This is a genomic window from Pseudomonas sp. Leaf15 (assembly GCF_001421425.1).
Taxonomy (GTDB): domain Bacteria; phylum Pseudomonadota; class Gammaproteobacteria; order Pseudomonadales; family Pseudomonadaceae; genus Aquipseudomonas; species Aquipseudomonas salomonii.
This window is the reverse complement of record NZ_LMKI01000037.1, coordinates 59045-72202: the sequence shown is the minus strand read 5'-3', so window position 1 is coordinate 72202 and position 13158 is coordinate 59045. Positions and strand designations below refer to the sequence as shown.

18 protein-coding genes are annotated in these 13158 nt (G+C 62.3%); 5 read left to right on the top strand and 13 right to left on the bottom strand.

Going from position 1 to position 13158, the window contains the following annotated elements:
* Window positions 1–10 precede the first annotated feature (10 nt).
* The 12 genes from ASE80_RS29085 to nrdR all read right to left on the bottom strand — a co-directional run bounded on the left by ASE80_RS29085 (window position 11) and on the right by nrdR (window position 8725).
* Window positions 11–382, bottom strand: a complete 372-nt coding sequence (locus ASE80_RS29085; protein WP_056861924.1) for a hypothetical protein — start codon at window positions 380–382, stop codon at window positions 11–13.
* 128 nt (window positions 383–510) lie between these two features.
* Window positions 511–1308 carry a cobalamin-binding protein gene (locus ASE80_RS29080; RefSeq protein WP_056861923.1) on the bottom strand — a complete coding sequence of 266 codons (798 nt, stop codon included), beginning with the start codon at window positions 1306–1308 and terminating at the stop codon, window positions 511–513.
* Complete coding sequence (locus tag ASE80_RS29075; protein WP_056861922.1) at window positions 1305–1724, bottom strand: nuclear FMR1 interacting 1 family protein; 420 nt, start codon at window positions 1722–1724, stop codon at window positions 1305–1307. Before ASE80_RS29075 ends, ASE80_RS29080 begins: the two co-directional genes overlap by 4 nt.
* Complete coding sequence (ribA, locus tag ASE80_RS29070; RefSeq protein WP_056861921.1) at window positions 1721–2338, bottom strand: GTP cyclohydrolase II; 618 nt, start codon at window positions 2336–2338, stop codon at window positions 1721–1723. Before ribA ends, ASE80_RS29075 begins: the two co-directional genes overlap by 4 nt.
* Window positions 2339–2467: 129 nt before the next feature.
* A complete protein-coding gene (locus ASE80_RS29065; RefSeq protein ID WP_056861920.1) occupies window positions 2468–3193 on the bottom strand; it encodes a substrate-binding periplasmic protein in 726 nt (241 codons plus the stop codon).
* Between the two features lie 55 nt (window positions 3194–3248).
* Window positions 3249–4214, bottom strand: coding sequence for a thiamine-phosphate kinase (gene thiL / locus ASE80_RS29060; RefSeq protein ID WP_056861919.1), 966 nt, complete (start codon window positions 4212–4214; stop codon window positions 3249–3251).
* Window positions 4215–4230: 16 nt separating this feature from the next.
* A complete protein-coding gene (gene nusB, locus ASE80_RS29055) occupies window positions 4231–4731 on the bottom strand; it encodes a transcription antitermination factor NusB (RefSeq protein WP_056861918.1) in 501 nt (166 codons plus the stop codon).
* Window positions 4728–5204, bottom strand: a complete 477-nt coding sequence (ribH, locus tag ASE80_RS29050; protein ID WP_003176356.1) for a 6,7-dimethyl-8-ribityllumazine synthase — start codon at window positions 5202–5204, stop codon at window positions 4728–4730. The genes nusB and ribH overlap by 4 nt, the downstream gene beginning before the upstream one ends.
* 88 nt (window positions 5205–5292) lie before the next feature.
* Window positions 5293–6384 carry a bifunctional 3,4-dihydroxy-2-butanone-4-phosphate synthase/GTP cyclohydrolase II gene (ribBA, locus tag ASE80_RS29045; RefSeq protein WP_056861917.1) on the bottom strand — a complete coding sequence of 364 codons (1092 nt, stop codon included), beginning with the start codon at window positions 6382–6384 and terminating at the stop codon, window positions 5293–5295.
* A gap of 15 nt (window positions 6385–6399) precedes the next feature.
* A complete protein-coding gene (locus tag ASE80_RS29040) occupies window positions 6400–7074 on the bottom strand; it encodes a riboflavin synthase (RefSeq protein WP_056861916.1) in 675 nt (224 codons plus the stop codon).
* 47 nt (window positions 7075–7121) lie between these two features.
* Window positions 7122–8258 (bottom strand): bifunctional diaminohydroxyphosphoribosylaminopyrimidine deaminase/5-amino-6-(5-phosphoribosylamino)uracil reductase RibD, encoded by a 1137-nt coding sequence (gene ribD, locus ASE80_RS29035; protein ID WP_056861915.1) that lies wholly within the window; start codon window positions 8256–8258, stop codon window positions 7122–7124.
* Complete coding sequence (nrdR, locus tag ASE80_RS29030; RefSeq protein ID WP_015886108.1) at window positions 8255–8725, bottom strand: transcriptional regulator NrdR; 471 nt, start codon at window positions 8723–8725, stop codon at window positions 8255–8257. The genes ribD and nrdR overlap by 4 nt, the downstream gene beginning before the upstream one ends.
* A gap of 140 nt (window positions 8726–8865) precedes the next feature.
* Here nrdR and ASE80_RS29025 point away from each other — a divergent pair, with 140 nt between their 5' ends.
* The 3 genes from ASE80_RS29025 (at window position 8866) to trxA (ending at window position 11216) form a co-directional block, all read left to right on the top strand.
* A complete protein-coding gene (locus ASE80_RS29025) occupies window positions 8866–9321 on the top strand; it encodes a YbaY family lipoprotein (protein WP_056861914.1) in 456 nt (151 codons plus the stop codon).
* Entirely contained in the window at window positions 9318–9974 is a 657-nt protein-coding gene (locus ASE80_RS29020) for a class I SAM-dependent methyltransferase (protein ID WP_056861913.1), read from the top strand. The genes ASE80_RS29025 and ASE80_RS29020 overlap by 4 nt, the downstream gene beginning before the upstream one ends.
* Before the next feature lie 369 nt (window positions 9975–10343).
* Entirely contained in the window at window positions 10344–11216 is an 873-nt protein-coding gene (gene trxA / locus ASE80_RS29015) for a thioredoxin (RefSeq protein ID WP_056861912.1), read from the top strand.
* On the opposite strand, the gene ASE80_RS29010 is transcribed toward trxA, so the two are convergent.
* Window positions 11213–11554 (bottom strand): hypothetical protein, encoded by a 342-nt coding sequence (locus tag ASE80_RS29010; protein ID WP_056861911.1) that lies wholly within the window; start codon window positions 11552–11554, stop codon window positions 11213–11215. The two genes, trxA and ASE80_RS29010, sit on opposite strands and share 4 nt — an antisense overlap.
* Window positions 11555–11685: 131 nt before the next feature.
* On the opposite strand from ASE80_RS29010, the gene ASE80_RS29005 reads away from it, so the two are divergent.
* Together ASE80_RS29005 and ASE80_RS29000 are read left to right on the top strand one after the other, a co-directional pair.
* Window positions 11686–12297, top strand: coding sequence for a DUF2796 domain-containing protein (locus ASE80_RS29005; RefSeq protein WP_056861910.1), 612 nt, complete (start codon window positions 11686–11688; stop codon window positions 12295–12297).
* Between the two features lie 149 nt (window positions 12298–12446).
* Entirely contained in the window at window positions 12447–13157 is a 711-nt protein-coding gene (locus ASE80_RS29000) for an ABC transporter ATP-binding protein (RefSeq protein WP_056861909.1), read from the top strand.
* Window position 13158 lies beyond the last annotated feature (1 nt).

Genomic DNA, 13158 nt, shown 5'->3' with positions numbered 1-13158 from the left:
CTATCAATGATCAGTACGGCCTCTTGATTCGCTCGTTAGACGACAGGCTGCCTGCTGCCACCTCCTTGCTGCACGTTGAGTAGCCCCAGGCATTTGCCCAACCTTGAGAGGTGAACGAGACGAAATAATCGGCTCTTTTACCGTCGCGCTCCAACGCGTAATCAAAGCACTGGGAGGTGCCGCCACGGATCGAGGTGATTTTCGCAGGCTTCTGGATATTGAGGAGGTCTTGTCGGGTGCTGTCCACCTCCTCCGAGGTGACCCTGTCCACCACAGGGTGATTACCAAATGTCCTGAGTTCGGAAATTCGTTGGGAAATATCGCACCCGCTTATAAGCGCCAATGCGAAAGCCGCGCCGGCCATCGCCAATAGATAACGCATGATGTGTCCTTGATCAGCTCGAATGTGAGAGCCGCGAAACTAGCACTCACAGGCGGGCAGATCGCCTGGCAAAATCCGATGGTTTTGACAGACTAATCGCACCGCAGCAGACGACAACACAGCGACTCTCAGCGCTGGGCAGCCATTGCCTGACAGAGCTTCGCAATGGCCTCGACCATCTGCCCACTGGGCCGCTCCAGCCCCTTATCGGGCACGACCTGCAAACGACCTTCAGCCACCGCCGCTATCTGAGGCCAGGCCTTCCACTCGTCGAGTTGCGCCTGATCACCGGCCAGGATCAGCTGGGGGTTACGCTGCAACACTGACTCGACGCTGACCTGCGGCGCGGGCAGCTTGAGGTCGGCAAACACATTGCGTGCGCCGCACACTTCCAAGGCATCACTGATGATCTGCCCGCCGCCGACGGTGTACAGCGGCTGGTTCCACACCTGGTAAAACACGCGCAACGGCTCGGTGCGCTGATAGCGCTGGCGCAGTTCGGCCAGGCGTTGGCGTAACTGAGCGGCCAGCGTGCGCCCCGCCGCTTCGCGGCCCAGTTGTTGAGCGATGGCTTGGACCTGGGCCGTCAGTTGCTCAAGGCTATGGGGTTCGGCCACATAGACGGGGATGTTCAGGCGCTGCAACTGTTCGCGCTGGGCCGAGCCGACACTGCCGGGCCAGAGCAGAATAAGGTCGGGCTTGAGGCTGAGCAGGCGCTCCATATTGAGTTGGCCGTACTGCCCAACCGATGGCACCTGCGCCAATGCCGCCGGTCGTTCGCCACCGTCGAGCACGCCCACCAGCACGTCGGCGGCGCCCAGTTCGACCACGATTTCAGACAGGGACGGCGCCAGGCTGACGACCCGCTCGACCGCCAACACCTGTGCACTGAATGCCAGCAGAACCGCCAGCCAATAGCGCCTCATCCCAGCTGGCGCGGGATGCGGTAGAGGTAAAACAGCACCAGCGTCGATAGCGCCAGCAGACACAGCGGCACCGCTTCCAGCCCCACGAATACCGCCAGCGCGCCGATCCAGGCGGGTAAGGCGGCCACCAGCAACGCCGCACGCCGACGAGCCGCGAGGGTAATCCAGGCAGCCGGTTCTTCGGGCGTATCTAAAGCTTTGGAAGTGGCGATCAATGCGTGTTTATAGCCATGAAAATAACGCAGGCTCAGAAACATCGAGGCCACGCCGGCAATAAAGAACGGCATGGCCAACACGGGAAGCAGGGATTGGGCCTGGCCAAACACCAGGTTGAGCACGAACAGCGGGAGCAATGCCAGGGCCAGGTACTGCCACCAGTTGAAGGACAGTCGCCGTTTTACCTGGCCGCGGGTCACGCGCGGTCGACCTCGCCCTGATGCTCGTTGCCCATCATGTGGTCGAGCTTGCTGGCTTTGGTCGCCAGGTAGAGTTTGTTATGCGGGTTTTGCCCGGTGTGCAGCGGCACGCGCTCGGCCACGGTGATGCCCATCTCGGTCAAGGCTTTGACCTTGCGCGGGTTATTGGTCATCAAACGCAGGGATTTGACGCCCAAATGCTCAAGCATCGGCAGGCAGATTGCGTAGTCACGCTGGTCGGCGGCAAAGCCCAGGCGTTCGTTGGCTTCGACGGTGTCGGCGCCGCCGTCTTGCAGCTCGTAGGCGCGGATCTTGTTCATCAGGCCAATGCCACGGCCTTCCTGACGCAAGTACAGCAGAACACCGCGGCCTTCACGGGCGATGGCGCGCATGGCCGCTTCCAGTTGCGAGCCACAGTCGCAGCGTTGGCTGAACAAGGCATCGCCGGTCAGGCACTCGGAATGGACGCGGCCCAGCACCGGCGCGCCGTCGTCGATAGCCCCCAGGCTGAGCACAACGTGCTCGCGGCCGGTGGCTTCTTCGAGAAAGCCGTTCATGGTGAACGTGGCAAAGGGGGTAGGCAGCTTGGAAGCGGCGACGAAAACGACGGGCACCGTGTGCTCCTGATTTCAGATTTCACAGAGGGCGTCATTGTAACAGCAGGTTCCTACAGACGCTTAAGCTGAATTATCGCTGATAAAGATCAATCGGTTCGATTGGCCTTCGTCCTGGTTCTATGCAGGTCAGAACGGGTACGGCTGCTTCCAGTGCGCGAAAATCGGTTTCAGCTCGCCGCTCTTTACCAGCACAGCCATGCGATGTTCATACACACCCATCAGCGCCCGGCCTCGGTCGGTGTCGGCAAAGCCGATGTAGAGCGGCAGTTCGGCTATATGAGTGAGCTTGAATTGCGCCGGGTCATCCGACTGGCTGAGCACGTATTTGGCTTCAGTGAGGGCATCAATATAGAAGTCGGCGCGGCCGTGTTGCAGCATCGGCAGGATGCCACTCCGACGTTCTATCGGGTTGAAGCGGCGCACATTCGGCAGGTATTCCTCGTACTTGTAGCCGCGCACCCAGGCCAAGCGATAATTGCCCAGCGTGGCGATGCTCGGCGCAGGTGTGGCAGCCAGCCCGAGGGCGTAGATGTGGTCGGAATCGAAATTCCAGTGCGGGTACAGCACGCCGCTGGCCTCATCGCGATAGGAACCGACCCAGCCATCCACCTCGCCACGCTGGGCCAGGCCGACCGAACGGGTATAGGGCACGCTGCGGGTTTGCACGGTAATGCCCACCGGCTCGAAGACCTGCCGCAACACATCCCAAGCCAGGCCGCGGCCATCTTTGTTGGTGAAGTCGTTCCATTGCTCACTGGCCAGCATGATCTTGCCAGGTACCGGTGCTTCATCCGCCAGAACCTGGGGTGCAAGAGCGCACAACACGATCAGCAGCCAACGGCGCACACCCATGGTGACAACCTCCTGCACGGGGGGAACCGTATAGAGGGTAGCGCAGGTCTGCCGCTTACGGCGTGTCGCGAAAATGCTGATAGCCGCGCACGGCTGGCGTGATGTCTTGCCCGGCGGCGTCGAGCAGCGTCACGCCCTGCCCGGCCTCGACCCGGCCGATTACGTGGACGGGCCAGCCGCCCGCCAATAACGGCGCCAGCTCGGCCGGTGGCAGGGTGAATGCCAACACATAGTCGTCGCCCCCGCTCAATGCCGCCACGCGAGCCTCATCATCGCCGACAAACGCCAGCAACGCCTGGGATAACGGCAGCGTCTCACGCTCAATGACCAGACTGACAGACGATGCCTTGGCGATATGCCCACAATCGGCCAGCAGGCCGTCGGAGATGTCCATCGCAGACGTGGCCTTACCCCGAAGCGCGAGGCCCAGCGCCAATTGCGGTTGCGGTGACCAGTAATGGGCGAGGAGCGGATCAGCGATAGCCGCGTCCGCCGTGCGTTGCCCCAATACCAGCGGCAAAGCACCGGCAGCGTTACCCAACTCCCCGCCCACACACAGTAAGTCACCCGGCTGCGCACCGCTGCGAACCAACGCCTGCCCGGCCGGCACTCGGCCAAACACGGTCAGGGTCAGGCTCAGCGGCCCGCGCGTGGTATCGCCGCCCACCAGGCCCACACCGCAGCTCTGCGCCATGGCGTTCAAACCCTGGGCATAGCGTTGCAGCCAATTGGCATCGACGGTTGGCGTAGTGAGTGCGAGGGTGAAGGCCAGAGGATGGGCGCCCATGGCGGCCAGGTCGCTGACTGCCACGGCCAACGAGCGCTGGCCGAGCAGGAACGGGTCGCAGGGGTCGGCAAAGTGCACGCCGGCCACCAGCGTATCGGTGGAGATTGCCAGTTGCTCCCCTACGGGGAGCGCCAGCAAGGCGCAGTCGTCGCCGATCCCCAGGGCAATACCTTCACCGCCCTGCGCACAGGGCGCGGCGGCGAAGTAGTTGCGGATCAGCTCGAACTCACCCATTCGGGACTCAAGCGACTTAGCGCTTGTGTTCCTTCACTTCGGCTTCACGCAGGCGCGGGGCCAGCTTGTCGAGCACGCCGTTGACGAACTTGTGGCCGTCGGTCGAACCGTAGACTTTCGCCAGTTCGATACCTTCGTTGATCACCACGCGGTACGGTACGTCGACGCGCTTGAGCAGTTCCCAGGTGGACAGGCGCAACACAGCCAGTTCAACCGGGTCGAGCTCTTCGATGGTCAGGTCAAGGCACGGGGCCAGCGCGGTGTCGATCTCGGTCAGGTTGGCCGGAACACCGTGCAGGATGTCGTGGAAATAGCTCTGGTCGGCAAACGTGAAGTCGTTATCGACGCGAAATTGCGCTTCGATTTCGTTCAGCGAAGTACCCGCCATGTGGCGCTGGTACAGCGCTTGGGTGGCGAGCTGACGGGCAGCACGGCGTTTTTCGCTTTTCGAAGGCTTGCCGGCGTCGGCTGGACGCTCGTCACGTGGGTTAAAACGATCGCTCTCGTCGGAAATCACTTGGCCTCCAACTGCGACAGCAGGCTGACCATTTCCAGGGCGGACAAGGCAGCTTCAGCGCCCTTGTTACCGGCCTTGGTGCCGGAACGCTCGATGGCTTGTTCGATGGAGTCAACGGTCAGTACGCCGAAAGCGACTGGCACACCGAACTCCATGGACACCTGGGCCAGGCCCTTGGTGCATTCGCCAGCCACGTATTCGAAGTGCGGAGTACCGCCACGAATGACCGCGCCCAGGGCGATGATCGCCGCGTATTCACCCTGCTGCGCAACTTTTTGCGCAACCAGTGGAATTTCGAAGGCGCCAGGGGCGCGGATGATAGTGATGTCGCTCTCGCTCACACCGTGGCGAACCAGGGCATCCACGGCACCGCTTACCAGGCTTTCAACCACGAAGCTGTTGAAGCGGCCAACCACCAGGGCATAGCGGCCTTTGGGGGCGATGAAGGTACCTTCGATGGTCTTCAGGGTCATTCGACAAATCTCTTAAAGAGCCGGGACGCGAAAAGTGCGTCCCTCAGTGATGATTTAACCGCGAACAAGGGGCAGAAAACGCCGGCCTTTATTCGGAGGGCACGTATTCTACAACTTCCAGGTCGAATCCGGATATCGCATTAAATTTCATCGGTGCGCTCATCAGGCGCATTTTGCGCACACCGAGGTCGCGCAGGATCTGCGAACCGGCACCGACGATGCTGTAGGTGGTCGGTGTTTTGACCTGGGTGTGCTCGGCGGTTTCACGAATATGCGCGAGCAATACGTCGCCATCCACCGGGTTGCCGAGCAACAGCACTACACCACTGCCAGCCTCGGAAACCGCGGCCATGGCGGCGCGCAGGCTCCAGCGGCCCGGCTGCTTGACCATCAGCAGGTCGCGCAGCGGATCCATGTTATGCACACGCACCAGGGTCGGCTCTTCGGCGCAAATATTCCCCAAAGTGAGGGCCATGTGCACGTCGCCTTCGACTGAATCACGGTAGGTCACCAAATTGAATTGGCCCAGTTCGCTGTCCAGCGGCTGCTCGGCAATCCGCTGAACGGTACGTTCGTGGATCATGCGGTAGTGAATCAGGTCGGCAATGGTGCCGATCTTGAGGCCGTGTTCGGCCGCAAACGCCTCGAGTTCGGCGCGACGGGCCATGGTGCCGTCGTCGTTCATGACTTCGCAGATCACGCCGCTCGGTTCAAAACCGGCCATGCGCGCCAGGTCGCAGGCGGCTTCAGTGTGGCCGGCGCGAGCAAGGGTGCCGCCCGGTTGGGCCATCAGCGGGAAAATGTGGCCGGGGCTCACAATGTCTTCGGCCTTGGCGTCTTTGGCCGCAGCGGCTTGCACCGTGCGCGCACGGTCGGCGGCGGAAATGCCGGTGGTGACGCCGGTGGTCGCTTCAATCGATACGGTGAACTTGGTGCCGAAACCCGAGCCATTGCGCGGCGCCATCAACGGCAGCTTGAGCAGCTCGCAGCGCTCGCGGCTCATGGGCATGCAGATCAACCCACGGGCGTGCTTGGCCATAAAGTTGATGTGCTCGGGCTTGCAGGCCTCGGCGGCCATGATGATGTCGCCTTCGTTCTCGCGATCTTCGTCATCCATCAGGATGACCATCTTGCCTTGGCGGATGTCTTCAACCAGTTCTTCGATGCTATTGAGCGCCACGCGGCACCCCCTTGGTCAGGATTTCAGGTAGCCGTTAGCGGCCAGAAAGCTTTCAGTGATGTTCCCGCGCCCTTGTAAAGAGTCAGGCTCAGCTGCCTTATCGCCCATCAGCAGGCGCTCCAGGTAACGGGCAAGCAAGTCGACTTCCAGGTTCACCCGGCGACCTGGCTGGTACGACGCCATGATGGTTTCGCTCAGGGTGTGCGGGATGATGGTCAGTTCGAATTCGGCGCCATTCACGGCGTTCACGGTCAGGCTGGTGCCGTCGACAGTGATCGAGCCTTTGTGGGCGATGTACTTGGCCAGTTCTTTCGGCGCGCGGATACGGAATTCCACGGCGCGCGCGTTTTCGCTGCGTGCAACCACCTCGCCGACGCCGTCGACGTGGCCGCTGACCAGGTGGCCGCCCAAACGGGTGGTCGGGGTCAGGGCTTTTTCCAGGTTGACCGGGCTGCCGGCCTTGAGGTCATTCATCGCGGTGCAGTCCAGGGTTTCCCGGCTGACGTCGGCGGCAAAGCCGTTACCCGGCAACTCGATGACAGTCAGGCACACGCCGCTGACGGCGATGCTGTCGCCCAGTTTGACGTCGCCGAGGTCGAGCTTGCCGGTTTCAACCAGCAGGCGCACGTCGCCGCCCTTTGGGGTCATGGCGCGGATGCTGCCGATGGATTCGATAATGCCGGTGAACATGGCCTTCTCCTGGAAAACGGGACGGGCGCTTGAGCGCCCGGTCGGAATTATACGCTCGCTGGTGGTAGCGGGATGGCAGTGACTCGCCAGTCGTCGCCTACAGCGCGCATTTCAGTGATCTTGAGTTGGGGGGCATCGGCCAGTTTCTCAAGCGGCCAGTCGAGCAAAGGCCGGGCGGCGGAGCCCAGGAACTTGCCGGCGACGAAAATCACGTATTCGTCGACCAGGCCTTGTTGGGCAAACGCGCCTGCCAGGCTTGGGCCGGCTTCTACCAGCACGTCATTCACGCCACGGGCAGCCAGCGCCACCAGCGCCGAGCGCAGGTCAACCTGACCTTCCACGCCCGGCACCACCAGGCATTCCGGGCCACGGGGGAACTGGTTTTCCGGAGTGACGCAGGTGATGACCAGCGCCGGGCCCGCCTTGAAGAACGGTGCGTTGAGCGGCACCCGCAGGCGTCCGTCGATCAGCACGCGCAATGGCGGGCGCGACATGGCCAGAGCGGTGGTTTCTGCGTCCAGCCCAAGCTCAGCGGCGCGCACAGTAAGGCGCGCACCGTCAGCCAGCACAGTGTCGGCGCCGGTCAGCACCACACTGGCCTCGGCGCGCAGGCGCTGCACGGCGGCGCGGGCAGCCGGCCCGGTGATCCATTGGCTTTCGCCGCTGGCCATCGCGGTACGGCCGTCCAGGCTCATCGCCAGCTTGACCCGCACAAACGGCAGGCCGTGCTCCATACGCTTGAGGAAGCCGGGGTTCAGCGCGCGCGCTTGTTGTTCCTGCACGCCGCTGTGGGTTTCGATACCGGCTTGAGCCAAGCGCTGCAGGCCGCGACCGGCCACTTCCGGGTTCGGGTCCTGCATCCCGGCCACCACGCGTGCCACACCGGCGGTCACCAGCGCATCGGCGCAGGGCGGCGTGCGCCCATGGTGGCTGCACGGTTCGAGGGTCACGTACACCGTGGCGCCACGGGCCTTGTCGCCGGCGGCGCGCAGGGCGTTCGGCTCGGCATGGGGCTCGCCGGTGCGTTCATGCCAGCCTTCGCCGACAATCTGCCCATCCCGCACAATCACACAACCCACCCTTGGGTTGGGATGGGTGGTGTACAGGCCTTTGCGCGCCAGTTCGAGGGCGCGGGCCATGTAATGGGCGTCGAGGACAGCTTGTTCGGCAGACGGAGGGTTCATTCTTTGGCAGGCTCACGGGCCAGGCGGTCGATTTCTTCGCGGAACTCATTGAGGTCCTGGAAGCGTCGATACACCGAGGCGAAACGGATATAGGCGACTTCGTCGAGCTTTTGCAGCTCGCCCATCACCAGTTCTCCAACCACCAGGCTCTTGACCTCGCGCTCGCCGGTGGCGCGCAGCTTGTGCTTGATATGCACCAGCGCCGCCTCCAGCCGCTCGACACTCACCGGGCGTTTTTCCAGGGCACGCTGCATACCGGCGCGCAGTTTTTCTTCGTCGAAAGGCTGGCGGCTGCCGTCGGACTTGATCAGACGTGGCAATACCAGTTCGGCGGTTTCGAAGGTGGTGAAACGTTCACCGCAGCCAGAGGCCAGGCATTCGCGCCGGCGGCGTACTTGATCGCCCTCGGCGACCAGACGCGAGTCAATGACCTTGGTGTCGTTGGCACCGCAGAAGGGACAGTGCATGGTTGGCAGGCAACAAAAAATGGGAGGGCCATGGTAGCGCATCCCCGTGGCAAGACAAGCCATAGCCTTTACGGTATATAGGCTGACTATTATGTTTCATATTTTTTAAGCCACGGATTTTGCCCTTTCTGGAGCCGTACATGCAGTTACGACCACTTGTTTTACTCGCCCTGTTCAGTTTTCTGGTCGCCTGCAGCAGCGAAGCCCCAAAACCGTCGACGCCTCAACCGGCGCCTGCCCAAGAGAAAAAAGTCCCCGGCATTGAAGACTTGGGCCCACTGCCGGCTTACCAGCGTGAAATCAACGGCACCCTGAATGGCGTGCCGGCCAACGCCGAAGTCGAACTGGCCCTGTTGGTGATCGACGAGCGCAACCGCCCGCAACAATTGCTCGCCAGCAGCGTACTCACCGGCAACGGCAAGCCCCTGGCCTTCCGCTTGCGCTTTAATCCAGAGGCTTTCCCGGCCGGTGCACGGGTTGAACTGCGCGGTCGCGCCAGCCAGTCCGGCCAGTTGATCCTGCACCTGCCCGCGGTGCGCATCACCCAGGCGATCACCCAGACCACCGGCCCGCTGCAACTCGTCCGGGCACCATGACGCCACCGTTGGGCCTGCAACGCGCCCTGAGCGAACTGATCGGCGACGCGCACCTGGTGCCCTGCCCACTGCCGGGCACCGCACTGTCGTTGTGGCTGCTGGATGCGGACAACATGGACCGTGCCTTCAGCCAGGAAGAAACCCGGCGCATCCTGCATGAACCGCCGTACTGGAGTTTTTGCTGGGCCAGCGGTTTGGCGCTGGCGCGCTACCTGGCGGCGAATCCCGAGTGGGTGGCGGGCAAACGCGTGCTGGATTTTGGCGCCGGTTCCGGCGTGGCCGGCATAGCGGCGGTTAAAGCCGGCGCGCTGGAAGTGGTGGTCTGCGACCTCGACCCGCTGGCCTTGGCCGCGTGCCGGGCAAACGCCGAACTCAATGGTGTAGCGCTGAGTTATTCAGCCGACTTTTTTGCCGAGGCCGACCGCTTCGACCTGATCCTGGTGGCCGACGTACTCTACGACCGCGCCAACCTGCCGCTGCTCGACCACTTCCTGACACGTGGCCGTGAAGCGCTGGTGGCCGACTCACGGGTGCGTGACTTCCAGCACCCGGCTTATCAGCGCCTGGACATCCTCGATGCGCTGACGCTGCCGGACCTGGCCGAGCCTTGGGAGTTTCGCAAAGTGAGCCTGTACCATTCGCGGCGCACTTGAGGCCATCGCGGCATAGGTATCTACACAACCGGCTAACACGAAGTCTGTTGTAAGTGGGCTGTTGTGGCGAGCAGGCTTGCCCTGCGTTGGGCTGCGAAGCGGCCCCAGTAAAGGCACTGCATTTTTCCTGAAAGAACTCAGCGACTGGGTTTGGGGCTGCTTCGCAGCCCAACGCAGGGCAAGCCTGCTCGCCACAGGAGAAATTGGCTGCCTTCAAAAGTTGTGTAGATACCTATGGCCATCGCGGGCAAGCCAGCTCGCCACAGTTGAGCGCATTCTCCAGTAGGGGCTGGCTTGAACTCATCATGCTTTCAGCCAACCTCGCCAGCCCTTATAGTTGCCCCATTCCCGCTTTATTCGAGACGCCCCATGAGTGAGCCCACGCCGTACATCTTCGACGCCACCACTGCTACGTTCGACCAGGCAGTGATTCAGAACTCATTCGAAAAACCCGTGCTGGTGGATTTCTGGGCCGAGTGGTGCGCGCCGTGTAAGGCATTGATGCCGATGCTGGCGAAAATCGCCGAGAGTTATCAGGGCGAGTTGCTGTTGGCCAAGGTCGATTGCGAAGCCGAGCAGGACATCGTCGCGCGTTTTGGCATTCAAAGCCTGCCCACGGTGGTGCTGTTCAAGGACGGCCAGCCGGTGGACGGGTTTGCCGGGGCACAACCGGAGTCGGCCGTGCGAGCGATGCTGGAACCCCACGTGAAGATGCCGCCACCGAAGGCGGCTGATCCGCTGGAACAGGCCCAGGCGTTGTTTGCCGAAGGCCGTATCAGCGATGCAGAGGCCGTGCTGGTGGCGCTGCTGGGCGAGGACAACACCAACGCTGGCGCGCTGATTCTGTATGCACGTTGCCTGGCTGAGCGCGGTGAATTGGGCGAAGCTCAGGCTGTACTCGACGCAGTGAAAAGCGACGATCACAAGGCCGCCCTCGCCGGCGCCAAGGCGCAAATCACCTTCCTGCGCCAGGCCGCCGACCTGCCGGACGCCGCCGACTTGAAAAGCCGCCTGGCGCAAGACCCGCAGGATGATGAAGCAGCCTATCAGCTGGCAATTCAGCAGCTGGCGCGCCAGCAGTACGACGCGGCGCTGGAAGGCCTGCTCAAGCTGTTTATCCGCAACCGCAGCTACAGCGAAGGCTTGCCGCACAAGACGTTGCTGCAGGTGTTTGAACTGCTCGGCAATGACCACCCGCTGGTCACGGTGTACCGTCGCAAGTTGTTCGCCGCGCTGTATTAATCGCCGATCCAGCTGTACAGCGGCGTATCCCCGCCGATGGCCACTTTCACACTGGCACTGTGGCGCAGCCGCACAAGCAGGCGTTTGCCTGAGGCCGCATCACCGGCCAAGCCCTCAAGCTGATCAAGCAACTCAAGCCCATTGAGTTGCCCGGCCTTGCGCAACAGATCCTGGGCGTTCTGCCACAAATCATCGTTGTGTTTGACCGGCGCAACAGCGGACGCACCCGGCGCCGGTGTTGCCTGCAAGTGGGCGCCCAGGCGTGCCCAATCGCCGTCATCGAGTTCCAGGGTCAAATCCACCGGCATGTCACCGACGGTTCCACGAATTCGCAACATCGCTCTTACTCCCGCAGTTTTCCGACCCGCATGCTCCCACGCGACTTGCACAACGCCAAGCGGGCGTTCAAACTGGCGCGAATATTGTTATAAGATCACATAACAAAACTTTCATCTTATGGAGCCTTCTAATGCGCCGCCTGCTGCTTGCCTTGCCGTTTGCCCTGCTGCCCCTGGCCATCGCCCATGCCGCCGATGAACACGATCATGAGCATGAACACGGCAGCCTCGGTGCCCACGAGCATGGTGTCGGCCGCCTCAATGCGGTACTCGACGGCCAGGCGCTCGAGCTGGAATTCGACAGCCCGGCCATGAACCTTGTGGGCTTTGAACACAAAGCCACCACGCCTGCCGACAAGGCCAAGGTCGCCGCCGCGCGCAAACAATTGGAAAATCCGCTGGCGTTGTTCAACCTGCCCAAGGCGGCCGGCTGCGTGATCAGCACCCAGGAACTTAACAGCCCGTTGTTCGGCGACAAGCCTGAAGCCGACCATGATGAGGACGATGACGACCACGCCACCGACGGCAAAGGCGCTGCCGCCCACGAACATCATCACGACCACAGCGAAATCCACGCCCACTACCAGTTCACCTGCGCTACGCCGACGGCCCTGAGCAACCTTGACCTGACCCAAGTGTTCAAGACCTTCCCTGCCACCCAGAAGATTCAGGTACAACTGATCGGCCCAAGCGGCCAGCAAGGTATTGAAGCGACGGCCAGCGCAGCCGCCCTGAAATTCTGATTTGAAACACGGTCAATGTGGGAGCTGGCTTGCCTGCGATAGCGGTATAACAGACACATCGATATTGAATGTGCCGCCGTCATCACAGGCAAGCCAGCTCCCACATTGGATCGGCGCCACGCTCTACAACCAGGCGATATTGATTTCACATGACCCAAGCACTGATCGAACTGTCTGACCTGGGCTTCAACTGGCCCGGCCACCCACAGTTGCTGGACATCCCCGCGTTCCGCCTGGAAGCGGGAGAAACCCTGTTTCTAAAGGGCCCGAGTGGCAGTGGCAAAACCACTTTGCTCGGGCTGCTGGGCGGCGTGCAGAAGCCCAGCCAAGGCAGCATCCGCCTGCTCGGCCAGGAGCTGACCGAACTCTCGGCCGGTGCCCGCGACCGCTTCCGCGTTGATCACACGGGTTACATCTTTCAGCAATTCAACCTGCTGCCGTTTCTCTCCGTGCGCGAGAACGTCGAGCTGCCGTGTCACTTTTCCAGGCTGCGGGCGCAGCGGGCAACTCAGCGTCACGGCAGCGTCGACCAGGCCGCCGCGACCTTGCTGGCGCATTTGGGCTTGAAGGACAAAGGCCTGCTGGAACGCCGTGCCGACTCGCTGTCCATCGGCCAGCAACAACGCGTGGCCGCCGCCCGCGCGCTGATCGGCCAACCGGAACTGGTGATCGCCGACGAACCCACCTCGGCCCTGGATTACGACGCCCGCGAAGCGTTTATCCGGCTGTTGTTTGCCGAATGCCGCGAAGCCGGCGCCAGCCTGTTGTTTGTCAGCCATGACCAGAGCCTCGCGCCGCTGTTCGACCGCCACCTGTCGCTGGCCGAACTCAATCGCGCCGCCACGCCCGCAGAGGTTTGAG

Bases quoted from the DNA above. Each gene is read 5' to 3' on its own strand.
- ASE80_RS29000 (WP_056861909.1), top strand. From the start codon at position 12,447: ATGACCCAAGCACTGATCGAACTGTCTGACCTGGGCTTCAACTGGCCC.
- trxA (WP_056861912.1), top strand. From the start codon at position 10,344: ATGAGTGAGCCCACGCCGTACATCTTCGACGCCACCACTGCTACGTTC.
- ASE80_RS29040 (WP_056861916.1), bottom strand. From the start codon at position 7,074: ATGTTCACCGGCATTATCGAATCCATCGGCAGCATCCGCGCCATGACC.
- ASE80_RS29065 (WP_056861920.1), bottom strand. From the start codon at position 3,193: ATGGGTGTGCGCCGTTGGCTGCTGATCGTGTTGTGCGCTCTTGCACCC.
- ASE80_RS29005 (WP_056861910.1), top strand. From the start codon at position 11,686: ATGCGCCGCCTGCTGCTTGCCTTGCCGTTTGCCCTGCTGCCCCTGGCC.
- ASE80_RS29085 (WP_056861924.1), bottom strand. From the start codon at position 382: ATGCGTTATCTATTGGCGATGGCCGGCGCGGCTTTCGCATTGGCGCTT.
- nrdR (WP_015886108.1), bottom strand. From the start codon at position 8,725: ATGCACTGTCCCTTCTGCGGTGCCAACGACACCAAGGTCATTGACTCG.
- ASE80_RS29020 (WP_056861913.1), top strand. From the start codon at position 9,318: ATGACGCCACCGTTGGGCCTGCAACGCGCCCTGAGCGAACTGATCGGC.
- ribH (WP_003176356.1), bottom strand. From the start codon at position 5,204: ATGACCCTGAAGACCATCGAAGGTACCTTCATCGCCCCCAAAGGCCGC.
- thiL (WP_056861919.1), bottom strand. From the start codon at position 4,214: ATGGGTGAGTTCGAGCTGATCCGCAACTACTTCGCCGCCGCGCCCTGT.
- ASE80_RS29025 (WP_056861914.1), top strand. From the start codon at position 8,866: ATGCAGTTACGACCACTTGTTTTACTCGCCCTGTTCAGTTTTCTGGTC.
- ASE80_RS29080 (WP_056861923.1), bottom strand. From the start codon at position 1,308: ATGAGGCGCTATTGGCTGGCGGTTCTGCTGGCATTCAGTGCACAGGTG.
- ribD (WP_056861915.1), bottom strand. From the start codon at position 8,258: ATGAACCCTCCGTCTGCCGAACAAGCTGTCCTCGACGCCCATTACATG.
- ASE80_RS29010 (WP_056861911.1), bottom strand. From the start codon at position 11,554: ATGTTGCGAATTCGTGGAACCGTCGGTGACATGCCGGTGGATTTGACC.